We start from the raw sequence: 21509 nt of genomic DNA, 5'->3' as shown, positions 1-21509 counted from the left end.
TACGTGTTGTTTATACAAATATATGACAATAATATTTATTGGAGAGCACTTGTCTACCAAATCAAGCGTTTTTTGCACTTATGATATATCAAATTACATGTAATAGAGCTGCGGAAACAATAATTTTTAACACAATGCGGGATCCAATATGATAAATCTAAACCATTTTGTAACATTATATCTCATAAAGAATTGTACCTTTGCAGTGCAATGAAAGAAAACATTAAAATCACTTAAATAATGCATTGTAAGTACCTAATCAATATTCTAATCCAGTTTTTATGAAACAAAAATTACATCGTATTCTTCTTTTCATTCTGGCTATCAACGTATCATCACTCATGATGTATGCGCAGGTAACCACATCCGGGATTACCGGTAAGGTTACGGACAAATCTAAGGAGACCCTAATAGGAGCCAGCGTACAGGCCATACATATACCCTCAGGTACAAAGTATGGTGCATCGACCAATAATGATGGCAACTACTCCATTGTAGGTATGCGACCGGGGGGACCCTACCAGATTGAAATCACTTATGTGGGATATGAAAAAAGAGTTATAAGCAATGTACAGCTTCAGCTGGGCGAAACATCGGTTTATGACATCGTACTGAACGATAACTCCACTCAATTGGAACAGGTGGTGATTACGGGCAAAAAAGTATCTCAGTTCAACTCTCAAAAGACAGGAGCAGCCAGCAACTTCTCCCGCAAGGTAATAGAGAGCACACCATCTATCTCAAGAAGCATCTTTGATATCACCCGCCTTACCCCACAAGCTACACAGTCGGGCAGCGGCACTTCTTTTGGCGGAGCCAACAACCGCTACAACAGCTTCCAGATCGACGGAACAGTCAATAATGACGTATTCGGCCTCAGCGCTTCCGGTACCAACGGAGGACAGTCCGGCGCCAACCCCATATCTCTGGACGCTATCGAGGAGGTACAAGTAGTGATAGCTCCCTTCGACGTACGTCAAAGCGGGTTTACAGGCGGAGGTGTCAATGCTATCACAAAATCAGGTACAAACACTTTCCACGGATCTGTATACGACTTCTATAACAATCAGAATTTTATCGGGTCTACTGCGGGTACTCAAGAAGATATTGACAAAAACTCTACGTCTAAGAAGCGTGAAAAATACGAAAAGCAGCATGACAATACTGTGGGAGTAACCATAGGAGGCCCCATCGTGCGTAACAAGCTCTTCTTCTTCGGTAGTTATGAGAATGTAAAAGAAGTAAGGCCCACATCTTACAATCTTGGCAGTGGCTCAACCATCAAGACAGAAGAGGCAGAAGCTGTTGCAAACAAGCTAAAACAACTTGCCAACGGATATGACGGAGGCGGATATGCCCCGATGAACATCGATACAAAATCAGACAAAGTACTGGCACGTATCGACTGGAACATGACCAACAGCACCAAGCTTACTGCTCGCTACAGCTACCTCAAGGCTAGCAGACAGAACTTCTCAAATAGCCGCTATAGCTTGCGATTCAATGACAATGGCTTTATAATGAACAATAAGACTCACTCTGCAGTCGTAGAGCTAAACAGCCGTTTCTCTGACAAGGTATCCAATGAATTCCGCGCAAGCTACACCGGGGTGAGAGACAGCCGTACTCCACAAGGACATCCTTTCCCATATACCAAGGTAGAACTCGGCAGCAACAGAGCTATTGAGTTCGGCACAGAAAGATATTCGGCTGCGAATACATTGGATCAAGACTCTTACACAGTTTCTGACAACCTCTCATTCTTCCTCGGCAATCACACTTTGGTAGTGGGTACCCACAATGAGTTCTTCAAGTTCAAAAACCTCTTTATCCGCGACAACTACGGTGCGTATATCTATAAATCTCTGGATGATTTCCTCAGTGTAGGTACTGCTAAAGAAGTTGCTCCCCGTGAATACAACTACTCATTCTCTATCGAAAGCGTAACGGGTTCGAAGCGTTGGGCTCCTACCTTCTCAGCTGCACAGTTCGGCTTATATGCTCAGGACGAGTGGAGAGTCAATGACAATCTGAGACTTACTTATGGCGTACGTGTAGACTTACCCGTATTTTTTGACAAACCTACGGCCAATGATAAATTCAATGCTACGGATATTTCCAAAGAATTCGAAGTACGCACGGATCAGATGCCCAAGACTCAGCCATTGTTTTCTCCAAGACTTGGCTTCCGTTACAAGGTGGATGATACAGGCAACCTCATCAGAGGTGGTGTAGGCGTATTTACCGGTCGCATACCTTTCGTATGGATATCCAATAGCTTCTCCAACTCCGGGGTTGAATACAGCCGCACACAGCTGCTTGAGAAGAGCGGCTTCCCTGCTGACTTTAAATACAGCACAGACCCCACCAAGCAATATCTTCCTAAAGGCTCATTGCCCACAGAAATTGACGTAATCAGCAAGAACTTCAAGTTCCCGCAAGTATTCAAAGCTAATCTTGCTTTCGACGCCAATCTCCCCGGAGGCATCAAGGCTACATTGGAAGGGATGTTCTCCAAGAGCTTCAACAATGTTTACTACAAAAATCTGGTAAACAAATACAGTGGCAAACAACTCAATCTCTTCGGAGATGACAGACCCATGTATGAGTCACGTCCTAACACTGATGAGTACAACGCAGGTATTATCTACCTTGAAAATACCAACAAAGGATATTCTTACAACCTTACTGCTAAGTTGAACAAGGATTTCAACTTCGGTCTCAGCGCTATGATTGCTTATACCTACGGCGAGTCCATGGGCGTCAACGACGGTACCAGCAGCCAGGCACAGTCCAACTGGAAATACAATGAGGTATATGGTGGAGACCAGTTCCCCGACCTCTCTTTTACAGACTTTGATATACGTCACCGTATTGTAGGTTCGTTGAACTATCGAGTGGAGTATGCCAAGCATTTTGCCACCACTTTCAGCTTGCTCTACAATGGACAGAGTGGCTCACCCTACACTATGACCTACAAAGGTGATGTGAATGGTGACGGACAGTACAATGACCTCATGTATATCCCTACAAGAGACGAAATACAGAAAATGAATTTTGTACCCATCCTTGCCAAAGACAAAAAGACAGTGATAGCAACTCCCGACCAACAGCGTGAGGATCTCAATAAGTTTATCGATGGCGATGACTATCTCAAATTCAACAGAGGCACTTATTCACGTCGCAATGCTTTGAGAAGCATGTTCGAACACCACTTCGACCTGCACTTGGCTCAGGACTTCTACTTCAATGTAGGTGGTCAGAGACACACTCTCCAAATCACGGGTGATATCCTCAATGTGGGCAACCTACTCAATAGAGCTTGGGGCAAGTACTACACACCGGGCTATGGATTCAACAACATGGTCTACATGAAGGGTGACAAATTCCAATTCAATGCTCCGGAAGGTGACTTGGTAGGATATAGTGACTTCCTCTCTCGTTGGAGAGCACAGATCGGTGTAAAATACATCTTCTAACGCTCCTCCCGCCTAAGAATACAATAGCACGCCTTCAAGGCATTACCCCGGCACTTCTATATCGACTAGAATTGCCGGGGTATTTTTTGTAGAGAAATGATGTTATTTTCAACAGATGATGAGACTGTTTCAAAAGTCAACAGTCTCATGGATTTTGGAGGCAAAGTCGACAAAAGACACTTTGACCGGGCAGAGAGGGTAAAGTGCAAGGCGCTAAGAGTGAGTGCACAGGGAGTTTACTTCAGGTTAATGACCAAGCGCGAATCTCGCAAGCAACGAAGCAATTGGCCTGCTATGCAACGGTCTCATTCATGGTAAGATTTATGGTGTAACATATGAATTTACAAACTCACCTCACACACTTTTTACAACCTATCATGTCATCAACAAAAAACTATCATATACGGACAGTCGTTTTATCGTACACGGACAATCATTTTATCATAATAGGTCAGAGATCCTATCATAATAGAATTTCTGACTATACCCCAAGCCGCAGCAATACCTGTTTTTACAGAATGGTTACCTTTGTAAAAAACTAATTGTCTTTATAATAATAAATACCTTCTTGATGAGAGACTGTTTCACCAGATCCTTCAAGCGACCTACATGGTGGGGACTTACCCCTCTCGCTGTATTTCTGATTGTATATTTCATTACCGGGCTCTTGTTTCTCGATTTTTACAAGATGCCCATCACCGTAGCTTTTCTTATCTCATCGGCATACGCTGTCGCTATCACTCCGGATATGAAGCTAGAGCAACGCATCATGCGTTTTTCACAAGGAGCTTCAGACAAAAATATCTTGCTCATGATTTGGATATTCATATTAGCAGGGGCTTTTGCAGAAGGAGCCAAGAGTATGGGAGCCATCAATGCAGGAGTGCATGCGGCATTGAGCATATTACCCCCCGATATGGTACTACCGGGATTGTTTCTGGCTGCATGCTTCATTTCCGTATCGATAGGCACAAGTGTAGGGACTATTGTAGCCCTTATGCCGGTGGCATTAGGACTCGCACAACCGTTGGCTCTGGATGTTGCGTATATAGCGGGCATTGTAGCAGGCGGAGCTTTCTTCGGAGACAATCTTTCTTTTATATCCGACACCACGATTGCTACCACCCGTACCCAAGGCTGCGACATGAAAGATAAATTCAAGGTCAACTTACGCATCGTATTGCCAGCCGCTTTGGTGGTACTCGTAATATACATCGTACAAGGAAGCCACCTTTCATCACATATCCAACATGAAGACTTCTCTCTCATACTCATCATCCCATACCTTATTGTACTCGGATGTGCCATCTATGGCATGAATGTGGTAGCTGTATTGAGTCTTGGGATAGTATCATGCGGCATAGTAGGGACTATTACCGGTTCTGTTTCATTCTTCGATTGGATAGGCTCTCTGGGAAAAGGCATAGGCAATATGGGTGAACTCATTATAGTGACGATGCTTGCGGGAGGGATGCTGGAGTTAATTAAATACAATGGAGGTATAGACTTCGTAATCAAGAAGCTTACTCAGAATATAAAAAGCAAGAGAGGAGCAGAACTTGCAATAGCAGCATTAGTATCAATCGCCAATCTCTGCACAGCTAACAACACCATAGCTATACTTACTACGGGACCAATAGCCCGTGAAATTTCTGAGAAATACGCTTTGGATGCTCGCAAGTCCGCCAGTATCTTGGATACTTTTTCATGTTTCATTCAAGGGATCATTCCATACGGAGCCCAACTTCTAATAGCTTCAGGATTGGCAGCATTATCTCCGGTAAGTATCATAGGATATCTTTACTATCCGCTCATCATGGGCATCACAGCTTTGCTCTCGATCATATTAAGATACCCTCGTAAATATTCCTGACTTGGCTGATCTGAGATAGGAAAGAGAAAAATACAGCTATCATGCGGCATGACTTATCACGAGTCTTCATTAGGTTGGTAGCGTTTATATTTTGGCAAATCATAACTTTCTCTATCTTTGCACGAAATAAATAAAGAGATCTATCAGATGAAGCAGAAATATTTGACAAGAAAAATACTCCTTTCTCTCTCAATTCTCCTGTATGTATCATCCGCCATTGGGGCTCAGTCGATCAGAAAAATTACAGGCGTTGTAACAGACAATGCAGACCTGCCCTTAGAACACATTACAATAACCCTACGTGAAAATAACCAAAAGGCCGTAACAGACAAGCATGGAAAGTTCGAGTTGAATGTTTCTCACCATAGACAGTGCACGCTACAAGCTACGTCTCTTTACACTCTACCATATACCCTTACCATTCCGGCAGGAACAGAGCCCTATAATATACAAATCAGCCTCACTGAGAAAACTTTTGGGCTGCCCGAAGTAGATATCACCGCATACAAAAGTTCATCACCACTGGTAGATGTAGCGTACAGTGCCACCCGCATGGGTATACCTATGATAGAACTACCTGCTTCCATAGATGTAGTAACGAAGAAAAAACTCGAAGAGCAACAAGCTGTCAGTTTTACAGATGCTATCCGCAATATCAGCGGTATATCCACAGCATCGCCAGGTGAGGCCAATAATGTAAGCGAAGTATTTGTATCTCGAGGCTTCTCCATGACAAACTCCCGCAATTATTTCAAAGACGGAATGCGCTATCGTAAAGTGACAAACACTCCCATAGCAGCCATAGAGCGTATCGAGTTTTTGCGTGGACCGGCTTCTGTACTATATGGGTCAGTTGAGCCGGGAGGAATAGCCAATATAATTACCAAACCTACATTATATATACCTCGATACAGCACTACACTACGGGTAGGGAGTTATAATTTTAAGCAAGCATCTATAGATCTTACCGGACCTCTCAATAAGAATAAAAGTATCAGATACAGACTCAATGCGCTGTACGAAAATTCAGGCAGCTTCCGTAAACATGTCGATTATACCAAAATCAATATCAATCCTAAAGTGGATTTTGATTTAGGGCCTGCTACTACCCTTAGCCTTACGGCAGATATTTTTTCTGATGACAGGGTGGTAGATCCCGGTGTTGTACATAAAAAAGGGGAAGTTATACCCAATGGTTATAAAATATTCATCGGAGAACCATGGGCCAAAGCTAAGTTCAAAACACTGGATGCCGGATATGCCCTCAAGCATAGCTTCAATGACCGATGGAAACTCAACAGCCAGTTCAGATACACCATACTCTCAGAAGACAGGTTATACTTCCAAATCAAAGATATCCAAGCAAACAACACTATAAACAGACGCTTGGCACACTGGGACGCACATATCTCATATTATACTTTTCAAAATGATATTGTAGGGGACTTTAAAACGGGAAGTATATCCCATAAATTACTCATAGGCATGGAGTACGAGAAGTCACGTAATCGAAGAGAAGTTGACGGAGAGAATTTCTCGCCCATAGACTTAGCCAACCCTGTGTATACTTCCAAACCTGAAAATATCGCATCATTCAAAAAATCCACCGACTTGCTTATAAAGCAAGACAATCTCGCTTTTTACATCCAAGACTTCATATCTCTCAATAAGCAATTCAAGTTACTTCTGGGGTCACGTGCCGATTGGATATCGGATAAGAATGAGAATTATATAAAGAATACAGCTACTAACGAAAAGCCTTTTGCCCTATCGCCTCGCATAGCTTTTACTTATAACCCTTGGACATCTACAGGATTTTACATGAGCTATACTACATCTTACGTTCCTGTATCAGGACAAACCAAAGAAGGTAAAGCATTTGAGCCCATCAGATCAAAACAGTGGGAAATAGGTGCAAAGAACGTTTTCTGGGGAAATAGGATTATGGCTACACTCTCTTTATTCCACTTGAGAAGAACCAATGTACTAACCCCCGATTTAGAGGATCCCAAATTCAAAATACAGCTTGGAGAGCAATACAGCAAAGGCATTGAATTTGCCATGCATGGTCAGGTTACCGGTAACCTCAATATTGATCTCAACTATGCCTATACATTAGGAGAAGTGAGCAAATCAAATGACAAAAAGATACCCGTAGGCTCACAACTCTCCAATGTACCCAAACACAACATCAATATCTGGGGATCATATCACTTACATAGGGGAGCGCTTCAAGGCTTGTCTTTCGGAGGTGGTTATCTCTTCTCCGGAAAGCGTTATGGTAACGCTACTAACAGCATCGTATTGAATAAGTTTAGTACAGCAGATATGTTTGTGTCTTATTCGAGGAGAATCTATAAGTTATCATTGAATGTAAAAAACATCTTTGACAAACATTATTTCCTTGGGGCACAAGCAGACAATTTATTTACTCCGGCTCCCTTGCGCACGATTATGCTGTCGACAACCATTACGTTATAGACGAAGGTGGTATGAATCCAAAGTCTCTTCGCAAATCTCTATCGGTTTTTCACCTTGTCACGGGTATAACGGTAGGGTTTATTATATCACTTATATTTCTCTCCGGTTCTATCATTGTATACAAGCCTTACTTGGAAAAAGTGGCTATCTCTGATATTGCCAAAGTATCGCCCCCCTCTTCAAAGGACAAGATATTGCCTTTGCAAACTCTGCTCAATGAAACATACAAAAGATATCCGGAGTATAAAATCCAGAATTTGGTTCTTTATGGGAGTGACAATGAAGCCTATAGTTTTAGAGCCACACCTCCCCACTCTCATGAAAGAGTACAGATATACGTAGACCAATACAGAGGTACCGTCCTGGGAACTGACAATTACAAAAGCAAGTTTATGCAGTGGGTTTACGACTTCCACGTGCATCTGTTTCTGGGCAAGACAGGGCGTAAAGTAGTAGCCCTATTAGCTATAACGGTCGTATTATTGGCATTTACAGGGCTGGCGTTAGTACCGGCACGGCAATTGAAAAGATTGTGGATAAAGAGTAAGAACAGATTTGTCTTTGCCTTCAACTTACACAATGCTGTAGGTATGATATCTCTGCCATTTATTTTGATTATAGCATTCACCGGCGCTTATTGGGGATTCCCTGTCACTTACCGCACAATGTTCGAATTTATAGCACCGGGAAAAGCGATAGTATCATCTCCCTCTCTAGACAGTCCTTGCCTGACAAAAGATTATTGCTCGTTAGACACTATTCTGAATAATGCACAGAAGTTTTATCCTCACGGCAAACCCACACTCATCTTCTTTCCCAAGAGTAACACCTCCTGCTTTTCTGTGAGAATGAAAAGCAACAATGACTACGCCCGCAGAGGCGACAATCACATTTACCTGCACCCTGTAACCGGTCATGTCATATCAGCTAACTTATGGGATGAAAAACCATTGGCAGAGAAACTGACCCGATCCATGTATTTTATCCATTTTGGAGAGTTTGCCGGAGATGCTTCCCGTATTTTATGGATCATACTGGGATTATCCGTACCTATACTCTATTTTACAGGGTTCTATATGTGGTACAAAAAGAGAATCAAAAGAAAGAAGAAGTACTCCTGAATATTTTTTAGAGAAAAAAAGCAGGAAGTGTCGCCTATGCGACAGTTTGATAGAAGCGTTCGCCTTTTCTTTGTGATATAAAAATCAACATATATCACAATCAAAAGGTAAAATATTATGGACGCTCAAATGTTTTGTTATCAATGCCAAGAGGCAGCCGGCGGTAAAGGCTGTACTATCAAAGGGGTTTGCGGCAAAGACGCACCCACAGCCGGAGCTATGGACTTATTGATGGCAACGGTAAGAGGCATATCTATTATTACAGTTTCTCTACGCCAAGCCGGTATTGCTATACCGGATGATACCCATATAGCACACTTCATACACGATGCCCTGTTCTGCACTATCACCAATGCCAACTTTGATATCCAAAGTATCAATGCTCGCACGGAAAAAGCTGTAGAAATCCGTGAAGCTCTCAAAGAGATCGCCAAGGAGCACGGTATAGAACTTCCGCACACTACAGATCTCGACTGGAAAGGCACACGCGCTCAATACCCCACTCTCGCCAAATTCGTAGGCGTTACACGTGAGAGTAACGAGGATGTACGCTCACTCAAAGAACTCACCGTTTATGGTCTCAAAGGCTTGGCTGCCTATGCCGTGCATGCACAGCACTTGGGCTATGAGGATGTAGATATCAACAACTTTGTACAAGAAGCTCTGCACGACGTCGCCCTCAATGAAAAAGACGTTAATGGTCTGATTGCTCTTGTCCTCAAAACCGGAGAATACGGGGTGAAGGTGATGGCCCTGCTCGACAAAGCTAATACCGAAACCTACGGCAACCCCGAGATCACGGAGGTAAACATAGGAGTAAAGAACAATCCCGGCATTCTCATCAGCGGTCATGACCTCAAGGATATGGAAGAGCTTCTGGAGCAAACGGAAGGTACCGGTGTGGATGTATACACCCACAGCGAGATGCTACCTGCCAATTACTACCCCAAATTCAAGAAATACAAACACTTTGTGGGCAACTACGGCAATGCGTGGTGGAAGCAACGTGAAGAATTCGAGACCTTCAATGGCCCTATCCTCTTTACCACCAACTGTATTGTCCCCCCCAAGTCTGATGCGGGATACAAAGACAAGGTGTTCACTACCGGTGCAGCCGGGTTCCCGGGATTTAAATATGTACCTACCGATGCAAACGGCAAGAAAGACTTCTCCGAAATTATAGCACTTGCCAAGACCTGTCAGGCTCCCGTAGCCATAGAAGAAGGTACTATTCTGGGTGGATTTGCTCACAACCAGGTATTGGCTTTGGCTGACCAGGTCGTAGAAGCAGTAAAATCAGGAGCTATCAAGAAGTTTGTAGTCATGGGCGGTTGCGATGGCAGAGTCAAAGGACGTAGCTACTACACTGATTTTGCGGCTCAACTCCCGCAAGACACCGTTATCCTCACCGCTGGATGTGCCAAATATCGATACAACAAACTCAATCTTGGTAATATCAACGGTATACCCCGTGTACTCGATGCCGGACAATGCAACGATAGCTACTCTCTGGCTGTCATAGCACTTAAACTCAAAGAAGTATTTGAGCTGGACGATATTAATAAACTCCCCATCGTATTCAATATTGCATGGTACGAACAAAAAGCAGTTATAGTGCTGCTGGCTCTACTTAGCCTCGGGGTAAAGAATATTCACTTAGGCCCCACCCTGCCTGCCTTCCTCTCACCCAATGTAGTGAACGTACTCGTAGAAAACTTCGGTATCGGCGGTATCAATACAGTGGAAGAAGATATCAAGGCATGGATTGGATAAAGGCCTCTAAAAAATGAAGAAAATATGGAAAGATTAGGTTTTGATACAATTACCGTAGGAGAAGTCGTTGCACGCGACTTCTCCACGGCAAACATATTGGATGAGTTCGGTATAGACTTCTGCTGCGGAGGATCCAAGCCTCTGGGACAAGCTTGTGCTGAAGCAGGAGTAGAACTCAATGTAGTAGTCAAAAGGTTGGAAGAGCCACAAGTTGCACCCGATAGTACCCCCACCTTTTACAACTGGCCGTTAGATTTACTGGTAGACTATGTCATCAAGATATTCCACAGAGGATGGGACGTGAAGGCCGAGCGTATCAGGGAACTTGCTCACAAGGTAGCACGTGTACATGGCAACAAGCACCCTGAATTACTGGAAGTAAGAGATCAGTTCGATACAGCCATGACAACGCTTGCCGAGCATTTCAACAAAGAAGAGCAGGTACTGTTTCCCTATATTTATGATTTGGTGGCAGCCACTGATGCAGGCATGAAAGCCCCGGCTTTCCACTGTGGAGATGTGAGCTTTCCCATAGCAGTCATGGAAGATGAACATGAGATTGAGGGCGAAAGATTCCGCCATATGCGACGTATCACAGGCGAATTTTCAGTTCCCGCCGACGGGTGTAATAGCTACAGACTACTGATGCAACAGCTATCGGCTTTCGAGCATGAGCTTCATAGACACATTCACTTCGAAAACAATCTTATTTTTCCGAGAGCGATTGCATTGCAAGCCGCTAATCTTTAAACTTCAGAAACGTATTCTACTCGGAAACATTTCCGTAAAGACCCGTGAGGGCATATAAGCGGATATAGAGTCAAGAGAGCCTACCTGACTCTTTATATTTTATAAAACTGTTTATTGATGAAGACCTCAGATGTGTAAACATTCGAGGTCTTCATTTTCATAACATAAAGGGCTTTGACATGGAGAGACTGTTGCAAAAGTCAACAGTCTCATGGATTTTGGAGACAAAGCCGACAAAAGACACTTTGACCGGGCAGAAAGGGTAAAGTGCAAGGCGCTAAGAGTGAGTGCACACGGAGTTTACTTCTGGTAAATGACCAAGCGCGAATCTCGCAAGCAACGAAGCAATTGGCCTGCTATGCAACGGTCTCATGGAAGCATACGCTTCTTAACGACAGGGTCAATCAAACTCTTTGCGCTTTTCTAGAATGAGGATTTGCTCTCTTTACCTATTCTACAATTCCTTTACTAACAACTCTTTTCCCTATCCAATTCATGGCTAAAGATAAGGATCAGACCATAACCACACCTTAGGTAATGGCGAAGGATAAAATTTGACATTTTGTCAAATTCAGCTGGATATAGAAAGAAGAAGATGTATCACACAAGAATTTGTTTAAAAGTATAATAAACAAATTAAGTAAGCCTAATATCTTCAATAAAATTGAAGTATTGCAGTTAAACTAGTGGTATTATTCGGGAAGAAAACCTGTAATTTTTTCTCTTCAGGAGGTATTTTGATTCATAAAACAGGGGGGATAAATAAATCGATCGCCACAATCAAACCTGCATAATAAATATCCGAAGAATATGAGGCTTGCATCTAAAAAATAGTTTACAGTCACTACTCTGCCAAATGGAGTTTACAACAAAATGCCAATCCTTGTATTATAAGACCATCATTTCAATAGGATAAAATGATGGTCCGTGTACGATAAAATCATCGTCCTTATACGATAAGTCAACAGACTTAGTATGATAAGTCGATGATCCGTGTATGATAGGTCCGCAGACTCTATATGAAAAATTTGCAGACTTATTACGATAAATAAGAAGTCGGGATTAGGAGTGCGTAAAGTTTCAGGGTAATTGTGTGAGGTTATATCAGCCCCTATAACAAGCGAGAAACGGTACTGTTACGAATGGGTAATACAAGAGTTGATAGGCTGTTGTAAGCGAGACAACAAATTATTACTTACAAGGCACAACATGCTGCAGAGATATTCATCGCCCAATAAGCACGAGGCCGGACTGGGGTATAAAGTATTTTGTGTCATACTGCTCATTGTAATATATCTCTCGGTGTTAATTCATTTCATTGGGGATGTAATGCCCGTAATTCTGTAAAGAAGGGATTCGCCTTATCACAAAGATACAACATTTGAGACCGCTTGTCAAGCCCTAGCAATGTCCGTGTAAAAGGATATAAAGACACGAAAATCAGAATGTATAAAAAGGCCGAAAAATCTGACAAAATGATAATAAGGTTATTGTATTGTAACTAAAGCGTGACCCCGGGTGTCAATAGCCACCTACCCCATCTACGAGCCCTGCTCCTCCTCCGGGACATAAATGATCTCGCCATTATCAAGCTGGTAAGCGATGCCTACGCGCTTGCCTTTGGTACGAGAGTTGTCCTGATTGTCACTGGGCGTGTATTTATTGATTTTGTTGCCCTCTTTGGTAATGATCTCCATATTGTCCTTACCCGGATTTTTGACCACTGTAAAGTCTTTGTCCCCAAAAAAATCGGTCATGTTCATGTGCATCACCATAGCCACCATGAGAGCTACGGCAAATACCATGGCTACATCAAAGAGGTTGACCACGACACTGAGCGGATCACCATCATCGTGTCGGAATGCCTGTGTGGCTCTGCGTTTGTTTTTCATGATTACAACGGTTTGTTATTACCCCTAAATGTCGAACTCACATACTCCAGCAGGTTGAGCTCCGAGGCATACCAGCGTTGCTTGTATACCAGCGTAACAAGACCGATGGAGCTGATGAGCAGACCCACCACCGTAGTGGCAAACACGACTTGCATATTGTACGCCATGCCACTCACATCACCGGATGACAAACCCACCAAGGCAGGACTCATGGCTATGAGGGTACCTACCAGCCCCAGCACGGGACCTATCTTGGAGAGGATACGACAGGTAGAGAGGTCCTTATCTGCCTTGATTTCAAACTCGGATAAGAGATAGTCTTGCCTATTGCCCGACTGACTCTCGTCGAGCATGCGACGCAGATAGCGTGTAAACAGGGAATTATCGGTAGCCGGTACCACCGATGCCAGAGCTACCAGCTCGCCAGGAGTGTCGCATTGTTCTATACGGCTTTTGAGTAGCGCATCATTGGCACGCTTGGTCATAAACTGATTGAAAAAACTACCCAGTAAGATCAGTGATCGTACAAAGAGGATGAGCAGTAATATGATATCGGGGATGAGTAGGCTGTTGGCAACCCAGAAGAGCAGTTTGGTAATAGAATCCATGAATGATGATAAGTTTTTATTGATGATAGGTTTTCATTAAGATGTGCAACGGTGTCTACCCAGGCGCCACTTGTAACGGTTACACAAAAGCCCCACTAAGAGCAATAGTACAAAAACGCCGATACCTGCCACCCATGCCCACAGGTTACCACTGCCCGCTACAGGAGGGTAAATAATAGAGGTATCCACCGTGGTGATAAGCCCACAGAGGGTCATGAAAAGAGAAGAGATGAGCAAGATTTCCAGTCTGAAATCCGTTAGTGGCACCACCCTCTTCACTCCTATACTCACTACCCATAATACGATAGGTAAGGCAGCGAAGGTGTAGGTAATGGCATCGAACGATACTCCCGGCAGAGCAAATATGGTATATATAAGGAGATAAAACAGCGCCGGAACCACGAGCAAACCGGGGTATACCGCCAGCATTCCCCTACCATAGATGACCCTCGGCCTACGACTCGGGGACATAAGCATCATAGTCACGTAGGCGATGAGCAATATAGCATCTATACTCACAAGAGCTGCCATATCTTGCATCACATGTCTATCGTGGATCCACGCATTGAGCTGTACCTTAGACTGCTCAGTAGCTATAGGGCCTACATATAGCAAGAAGGCACTGAGTAATACATACCACACGAGCGACAACCACCAGGGATTGAGGCTCTGCTTGACAACAGAGACCACGCAGGCAAAAAAGACGAGTAAGAAGATTATACTTTCCATAGCTTCAGAAGTAGCGACCTCATTTTCGTTTCTTGTTTTTGGCTCGTAGCCACAGCAGGAGTAGGACAAAGAGGAGTAGCACGATGGCTACCGGCCATACCCAGGCTATATCAGATGCGCCTGTGGGCCTAGTGCGTAGTTCGTCTTTTTTCATTACCACGCCTTCAGCGTCCGACGCTTTGGCTCCTCCCTTAGCAGACATATTATGTAAGTACTCGGAGGCTTTATCCTCGGTCAGCTGACGCGCTATGAACTGGCGCAGCGATTTGTTGGAGGCGGTAAACTCCGAATGGGCAGTGCCGTAGTCGGCTACCAAGGACGCATTCATTGCTGCTATATCCTTGAGTTGCCCTGGAGTGGCTTTCCAGAGGCCTTTGCGTGCGGTTTCCATCATCACGGCAGTGATCTCCTCCAGAGCTGCGGGATTGGTTTCACGGAAGTAGTGCTCAACATCGAGGTGATGAGTGTCTCGGACATAGACCTCATAAATCTGATCCCAAAACTCATGGTCGATAGCTTGAGGCTTCATCACATTCCAGCCGTAGGCATTGCGTATAGTCTTGGCAAATGTATTGGCAGTGGTGGCACCTCCGTGCATCTTTTCCTTAATATAGTTGGGATTGAACAGCGTGGCTCTTGACTCCACACCGATAGCTTCTTTAAGGTCTTGCATACGCACGCGCGACCGATTGCGATAATCAGCCAGATAGGTCTCGGGATCTTTGCCGTTGACGTTGCGGGACGAGAGGTTGATACCCCCCATAAACTCGTACATATGATCGAGACTTAGGGCTCCCCACGTATTATTCTGGCGGGGTTGTACAATGGCATCGGTGTGCATAAGAGCTACTTTGAAAAGACTTTTATGATAAGCGCCCCACGCCTCTTCGTCGCCGTAGATGGCTCCCATATTTCGTAGATATTCGTCGGCGACTTCCTGCTCGGAAGTCCAGGCATCACCACGCTCCACCAGATGGGTGATACCTGTGCCATAGCGACCATTGACCCCGCCAAAAACACGCATAGTGCTGAGCTCACGGGCTTCGCGGGGCGACACACCATCCTCGACCAAAAGCTTCTCTGCCTCTACGGCATCACCGGCAACATAGTTGTCAAACTTGTCGTCCTTAGCATCGGCAGCCATCTTCACAGCCTTGGTGATCATGAAAAGGCGTGATGCGGCAAGGTCCCTGAGCTGACCCGACACCTGCACCACTACATCGATGCGAGGTCTGCCCAATACGTCGGACGGAATGAGCTTGATATCGACAACTTTGCCCATACGGTCACGTACAGGCTCTACGCCCAGCATGTACAGTGTTTGGGCTACGGTAGCTCCTCCGCTCTGTATGAATTCGCCTGCCCAGTAAGTAAAGCTGACCTTGCGAGGGTATTTGCCATGCTTATCTTTGTAGCTCTTGAGCGTTTGGCGAGCTAATGCCACTCCCGTGCTCCAGGCAGACTCGGTGGGTGTAGCCTCTGTATTGATGGAGTACATATTGCGCCCCGTAGGCAGTGCATTAGGGGCACTGACGGCATCACCGCCCGGCGACGGAGCGATATAGCCGGCATTGAGGGCATTGACCAGTGACTCGAGTTCCCGACGAGGGGAAGTCTCGAGCAACTCCTTATAAGTGAGAGCTGCGGATAGCTCATTGTCCAGCGCTACCAATACTCCACTCATCTCATCTGTATTTTTAGGCATACCCACCATGCCCATAGGATGCCGCATGGTCGTGGATGGCTTAGTCGTATCAGCAGCCGTAGACCTACGCTTCGTCCCCTCTTTGGGCATACCACCTATAGGCGTTGCAGGCTTCATATTGCTATCTGTGGGCTTGGTCTTCATGCCCATTCCACCCATAGGGGCTGGTGCTTTGAGGGAATTAGTTGTAGCCTCGGACGCCCTATTGGGCTTGTCGCGGCCCTTCATTTTCATGCGCATTCCCTTGCGAGCAGAGAGGTCAGCAGTGGCATGGGCATGATCGAACATATCAGGAGTCACCCACGGTACGAGGCGTGAACGCAAGGTAGCCAGTCGGGCATCAGGCGAGGACAGCACAGACTGCAATACGCTCTGCACAGGAACGAGGTAACGCCTATTGAAAGCCATGCCCGGCTCAAGATCTTTGGGCGTAGCCTTGCCCTGCAATTGATCCAGTTTGGCTATATTCATAGCTATGGCATCGGCAGAGATGGCGACTGCCGTACTCACAATCTGATCGGGGCGATAAGGTTGCCCCATGCGATACAAGGCTCCCGTCACCTTCTCATGCGCTACTTCGTCGAGAAAATCCTCGACATGTATGATCTCCTCGGCTGTGAGGGGAGTGTTTTTGTCCTCGGACAACTGTAAATCACGATGTACTCCCAGTGCCACTACCGCTTGCTTGATCTGCAGAGCCAGCGACTTCTGCTGTGCTGGGTCTTGTGCGCCATGATAGCGATCGATAAGAGCGAAGACGCCTTTATACTCGGCACGCAGATTACTCTCACTGAAAGGGGGCGTGAGGTAAGATACGAGGGCTGCATGTGTGCGACGTTTGGCTATGATACCCTCGCCTACATTGGATATACTATAGTAATAGAAATGCGGTAAGGCACCGATGAGGCAATCAGGCCAATCCTCATGCGACAGCGCGGTAGCCTTGCCGGGAGTAAACTCCAGATTGCCATGCGTACCGAAGTGAATGATCGCATCGGCACGGAAACCTCGACGTATCCACATGTAAGCAGCAATATAGCTGTGGGGCGGAGCCACCTTGGCTCCGTGCACGACCTGGAAATCTTCACCATCGAGCGCAGGACGGGGTTGGGGCAAAAGCACTACATTGCCCAGCTGTAACCGTGCCACCGCTATGGAAGGTTTGCCATCGTGCTGCATGGTCATGAAGCTTCCGGGGGCAGCGCCATATTGCCTTACTACATCCGCATATCGGTCGGGCGCGATCTCTTCTTTTGCCCATGATTCATAAGTATCCTTATCAAGCCATAGCGGATGGGCATTTGCCAGAAAATCACGCATCGCATCACGAGACGAAGAGGAGAATATCTTACCTTCGCGAGCCAGCATCTGCCCCAGTTGCTCTGCCGAGGAGGGGAGATTATCGACAGTGTAGCCCTGTTGTTTGAGATAGTGGAGTAGATTGTAGAGTGAGGGTACAACCTCCAGCCCCGTGGCTACAAGCGCATTGCTTCCCGGGCCACGGTAGTATACTATGGCTACCTTTTTGTCTTTGTTTGGAGTATGTTTGAGCTTGAGGTGCCTATCCACCATATCGACAAAGTGGGGCAATCGCTCAGGCTCAGGGTAATAGAGATAGATATCATCCTGCTGCTTGCTCTGTGTCGATACCACCATGGGGCATATACCGCCGTCTATCTCTCCCAGCACTACACGTGCCGTGAGGAATCCGCCGGTAGGGCCTTTGGGATCTTTGAGCCACTCGTCATGACTTTGGGTAAGCGGTAGCGGACAAAACAGCGGAATATTCTGCTCTTTCAGGTACTGTACGGCCTCATCTCCCTGCAAACGTCCCATAGGGAAGTAGATAACAGCATCGGGCGATACCTCACGGATAAGATCGAGTCTACGCTCGGATGCCGAGACGGGATATACATTGTAGCCTTTGTGGCTTAATGAAGTGATGAGGCTATCTATGTAAGACCTGTTACCTTCCAGTGGAGATATACTACCCGATAGCAAGACTATGCGACCTTTGCCCTCGTGATAATACCCCTTGGCACGGAGGTAGGAAGTCATGGCATCAGCCGTCTCGAAAAACACACCTTCATCGAGATAATAATAGATATCATTGGGAATGACTCTTGCGGGTTCGGGTTTGTTACCGCCCCATTTGTGCGGATCAAACTGGCGACGAATGTAGAGCAACATATTACGATAGTTCTGCTTCGAGCGATTGGTGTAATAGTTGTCCAGCCGTTTCTTTTGATCGACAGAGACGTATTTGTTGCGGTATTTCAAGGCTGAAAAGGCAAAGGAATATACCGGAACCTTCTTCTTGTCTGCCCTATCGAGCCATTTGGTATCTAATGAAGTACCTTTGAATGCAGGCCCAAAAATAAGGATCATCTTGTAATCTGCCACATCGAAGCCTTCGGCAGGGTCTACTACATCCAGTTTGATGTGAGATGAGTGGTTGGCAAGCTTGAAATTGGAGGCTTGATAATTAGGGAAGTAGACTAAGGCAATGCGTGTAGGAGATAAGAAGTGTTTGTAACCCCATAGTGCTCCCAAGGCAATTAGCAGCAGTAGCCCCACTACCCATATCCCACGGCGAAGTCCGGGGTTTATCTTGTTAATCATGATTTATCACGTGAGATCAATACTACAATCTATTTATTGCGGGAAATATCCTCCTCCATCCTCCTGAAATAATAAGCAGAGTCAACGACTGAAGGCCACCAATCAGCTCTTATTGTAGCGTTACAATCATCTATCGGAGCAGTATCCCTAACACTACAAAAATATAAAAATAAAGTATATAAACAGATCGCAGGCAACATGCGGCTCCACTATACAGCGTATGAGAAGAAGCTCATGTTGCCTGCGTCGGCAGATATATCACTCCAAAGAAAACTATAAATTATCGCCAATAAGCATCGTCGATATGCCCTTTGACTCCTTCCGAAAGGAACGGGAAGAAGGTGAATCCCGTCTCAGACTCCAGTTCTTTCACTGTAATCCTGTAGTTATTGATATTACCCGAACGCGGGATATCCAGATTGTTTGGCATCTTGAAAGCAATAGCATGATAAACACCCTGATTATCCATCATAGCCAAAGCTTTGTAATGGTAATGTGGCACAGGCATGCGCGCACCTGCACCATCGGCTACATAGTCGAGTGGCAGTTGCTTATTGATACCAGCCCCGGTAACTACATACAATGTATCCTTACCGGCACCATTGGCTTCCAGTTTTTTCTGCCATGCCCTCACTTTTCGCTCCAGCTTTTGCCACATCCCTTGATTCAGACTTGCTGCTTGAGGGCTCATGTTTGAAAAGTAAAAAGTAGTTTGGTTGATATCTCTAGAGCTTGTCCTGTCCGCACTGGGAAGTTGATGTCCTCTATCGTAACCCATAGTGTAGCTACGGAAGAGATTGGGCTGCAAAGCCTTATCAATCATAGGATCATAAGCCCAGGAATCTGTACGTCTCGCATTACCCATATACATTTTGTGCAAAGGATAAGCTACCCAATAGGCAAATCTCAGTTTAGTATCGTAGAGTATTGTGTAATTTCTCACCCCTTGTTGCCCCGGTACGTTGTGTTGTACCTTCAAAGTATTGGGGATAGATGTTATGAGAGGCAGTTCTTTGTATCCACTGACTTCGGGCTCATTAATCACCGTTCCCGTTGAGTTTTTAAACTGGATGTCGTAGCTGTACAGATTACCCATTACAAACGGTTTATTACTCCGCCTTACCTTCCACGAATATTCACGACCTTGGGGCAACCGTAGCACAGCACGCATACCCTTTTCCCTTTTGCACGGCATGATATAAGCTTCTGCTATAGCCATGGTATTGCTTACAGTGACTAATGCCGGGATATTTTCTTTTTCTTGAGACAACTTCCACTTACGGGTTAGCACATTAAAGGTGCCCTTTGATGGAAAATCTTCCAAAGTCACAGTAAGCCCTTTCAATGACGAACCATCCATAGAAGTAATGATAAACCTGATCTTAGCCATAGCATTGCGGAATATCATATTGTTTTCAGGACTGCCCCAAGTAACACCATTGAGATTGTCCGAATACAACAGCCCGGCTTGAGCATAACGTGACTGGTTGGTAATATCGACCTCTATACTGTTGTCCTTCAGAGTATCCGCATAAGGATAGTAAGCAAGAATGTCAACCTTAGAGCCGTTGCGAAGAGTAGGTGTTTTGTCACTCGTGCCGGAGACAAAGCGCACTTGGTCAGAGGGTCCTTGCTTCTCAAACTCCATATTCGAGGCGGCAATGTTCTTACCGGGTACCCACTGTTCCATATCAGAGGTTTTAAAAAACAGCCCGATCTTACCACGAGTGTCCCACACGGTAGAGGCATCGCACATCTCATAGTTTTCCAATGAAGCTGTAAAAGCCATATCCCGAGATGAAGAGCGGTTGTCTATTCCTTCATCCGCATCACGCTGACAGGACGTCGCAAATATCAATACGATGGAAGAAATGATAAAAGATAGTAAATAGTTATTTTTCATATATAAAATAGGTTTTGTGTGATAGCATGGCGTAAACAAATCATAATCTATCACAGATTCTAATATAAATGAGATGTTTATATACATAGGGCAATACATTCATTGCCATAGAATATATAAGTCAAAGTTTAGATAGTCAAATATAATAAAATACTCACAAAACGACTATCGACAAAGAGATAATAATTGCTTTACTAACCTATTTTTGCTCTTAATGTTATCCCCCCGTCATCATGATCAACAAATTTGATATAAGACTTACTCCCCCAACAAGCACATCATAGCAGGTAAACATGTATTGAGACTGTTGCATAGCAGGCAAATTGCTTTGTTGCTTGCGAGATTCGCGCTTGGTCATTTACCTGAAGTAAACTCCCTTTGCACTCACTCTTAGCGCCTTGCACTTTACCCTCTCTGCCCGGTCAAAGTGTCTTTTGTCGGCTTTGCCTCCAAAATCCACAAGGCTGTTGACTTTTGCAACAGTCTCGTATTAGCTGATCGAGCCTCTTTTCACACTCTCCATCACGGGCATTGGGCGCTCTATAAGCTATTTATTGCTACAATATCAATACT

At 45.0% G+C, this 21509-nt stretch carries 13 protein-coding genes; 7 read left to right on the top strand and 6 right to left on the bottom strand.

Features of this window, described 5'->3' with window-relative positions; translation table 11 throughout:
• Nucleotides 1–281 precede the first annotated feature (281 nt).
• From VYJ22_RS02875 to ric, 7 genes are all read left to right on the top strand, one after another.
• A complete protein-coding gene (locus tag VYJ22_RS02875) occupies nt 282–3479 on the top strand; it encodes a TonB-dependent receptor (protein ID WP_329904946.1) in 3198 nt (1065 codons plus the stop codon).
• A gap of 147 nt (nt 3480–3626) precedes the next feature.
• Entirely contained in the window at nt 3627–3797 is a 171-nt protein-coding gene (locus tag VYJ22_RS02870; RefSeq protein WP_329904945.1) for a hypothetical protein, read from the top strand.
• A gap of 253 nt (nt 3798–4050) precedes the next feature.
• On the top strand, nt 4051–5352 hold the full coding sequence (locus VYJ22_RS02865; protein WP_329904944.1) for a Na+/H+ antiporter NhaC family protein: 1302 nt from the start codon (nt 4051–4053) through the stop codon (nt 5350–5352).
• A gap of 147 nt (nt 5353–5499) precedes the next feature.
• Nucleotides 5500–7833, top strand: a complete 2334-nt coding sequence (locus tag VYJ22_RS02860; protein WP_329904943.1) for a TonB-dependent siderophore receptor — start codon at nt 5500–5502, stop codon at nt 7831–7833.
• An 11-nt stretch (nt 7834–7844) separates the two neighbouring features.
• The gene (locus VYJ22_RS02855) at nt 7845–8954 is read left to right on the top strand and encodes a PepSY-associated TM helix domain-containing protein (RefSeq protein WP_329904942.1); all 1110 of its coding nucleotides are present in this window, start codon (nt 7845–7847) and stop codon (nt 8952–8954) included.
• Nucleotides 8955–9071: 117 nt separating this feature from the next.
• Nucleotides 9072–10727, top strand: a complete 1656-nt coding sequence (hcp, locus tag VYJ22_RS02850) for a hydroxylamine reductase (RefSeq protein ID WP_329904941.1) — start codon at nt 9072–9074, stop codon at nt 10725–10727.
• A 24-nt stretch (nt 10728–10751) separates the two neighbouring features.
• Complete coding sequence (ric, locus tag VYJ22_RS02845; protein WP_329904940.1) at nt 10752–11477, top strand: iron-sulfur cluster repair di-iron protein; 726 nt, start codon at nt 10752–10754, stop codon at nt 11475–11477.
• Between the two features lie 1541 nt (nt 11478–13018).
• On the opposite strand, the gene VYJ22_RS02840 is transcribed toward ric, so the two are convergent.
• The 6 genes from VYJ22_RS02840 to VYJ22_RS02815 all read right to left on the bottom strand — a co-directional run bounded on the left by VYJ22_RS02840 (nt 13019) and on the right by VYJ22_RS02815 (nt 21294).
• The gene (locus tag VYJ22_RS02840; protein WP_329904939.1) at nt 13019–13369 is read right to left on the bottom strand and encodes a DUF2149 domain-containing protein; all 351 of its coding nucleotides are present in this window, start codon (nt 13367–13369) and stop codon (nt 13019–13021) included.
• 2 nt (nt 13370–13371) lie between these two features.
• Nucleotides 13372–13977, bottom strand: a complete 606-nt coding sequence (locus VYJ22_RS02835) for a MotA/TolQ/ExbB proton channel family protein (protein WP_329904938.1) — start codon at nt 13975–13977, stop codon at nt 13372–13374.
• A gap of 36 nt (nt 13978–14013) precedes the next feature.
• The gene (locus VYJ22_RS02830) at nt 14014–14706 is read right to left on the bottom strand and encodes a hypothetical protein (RefSeq protein ID WP_329904937.1); all 693 of its coding nucleotides are present in this window, start codon (nt 14704–14706) and stop codon (nt 14014–14016) included.
• Between the two features lie 19 nt (nt 14707–14725).
• The gene (locus VYJ22_RS02825; protein ID WP_329904936.1) at nt 14726–19033 is read right to left on the bottom strand and encodes a cobaltochelatase subunit CobN; all 4308 of its coding nucleotides are present in this window, start codon (nt 19031–19033) and stop codon (nt 14726–14728) included.
• Nucleotides 19034–19313: 280 nt separating this feature from the next.
• Nucleotides 19314–20936 (bottom strand): DNA/RNA non-specific endonuclease, encoded by a 1623-nt coding sequence (locus VYJ22_RS02820; protein WP_329904935.1) that lies wholly within the window; start codon nt 20934–20936, stop codon nt 19314–19316.
• Between the two features lie 217 nt (nt 20937–21153).
• On the bottom strand, nt 21154–21294 hold the full coding sequence (locus VYJ22_RS02815) for a hypothetical protein (RefSeq protein WP_329904933.1): 141 nt from the start codon (nt 21292–21294) through the stop codon (nt 21154–21156).
• Nucleotides 21295–21509: the final 215 nt, after the last annotated feature.

The organism is Porphyromonas pogonae, assembly GCF_036320655.1.
Taxonomy (GTDB): domain Bacteria; phylum Bacteroidota; class Bacteroidia; order Bacteroidales; family Porphyromonadaceae; genus Porphyromonas; species Porphyromonas pogonae.
This window is presented reverse-complemented; position numbering and strand designations above follow the sequence as displayed.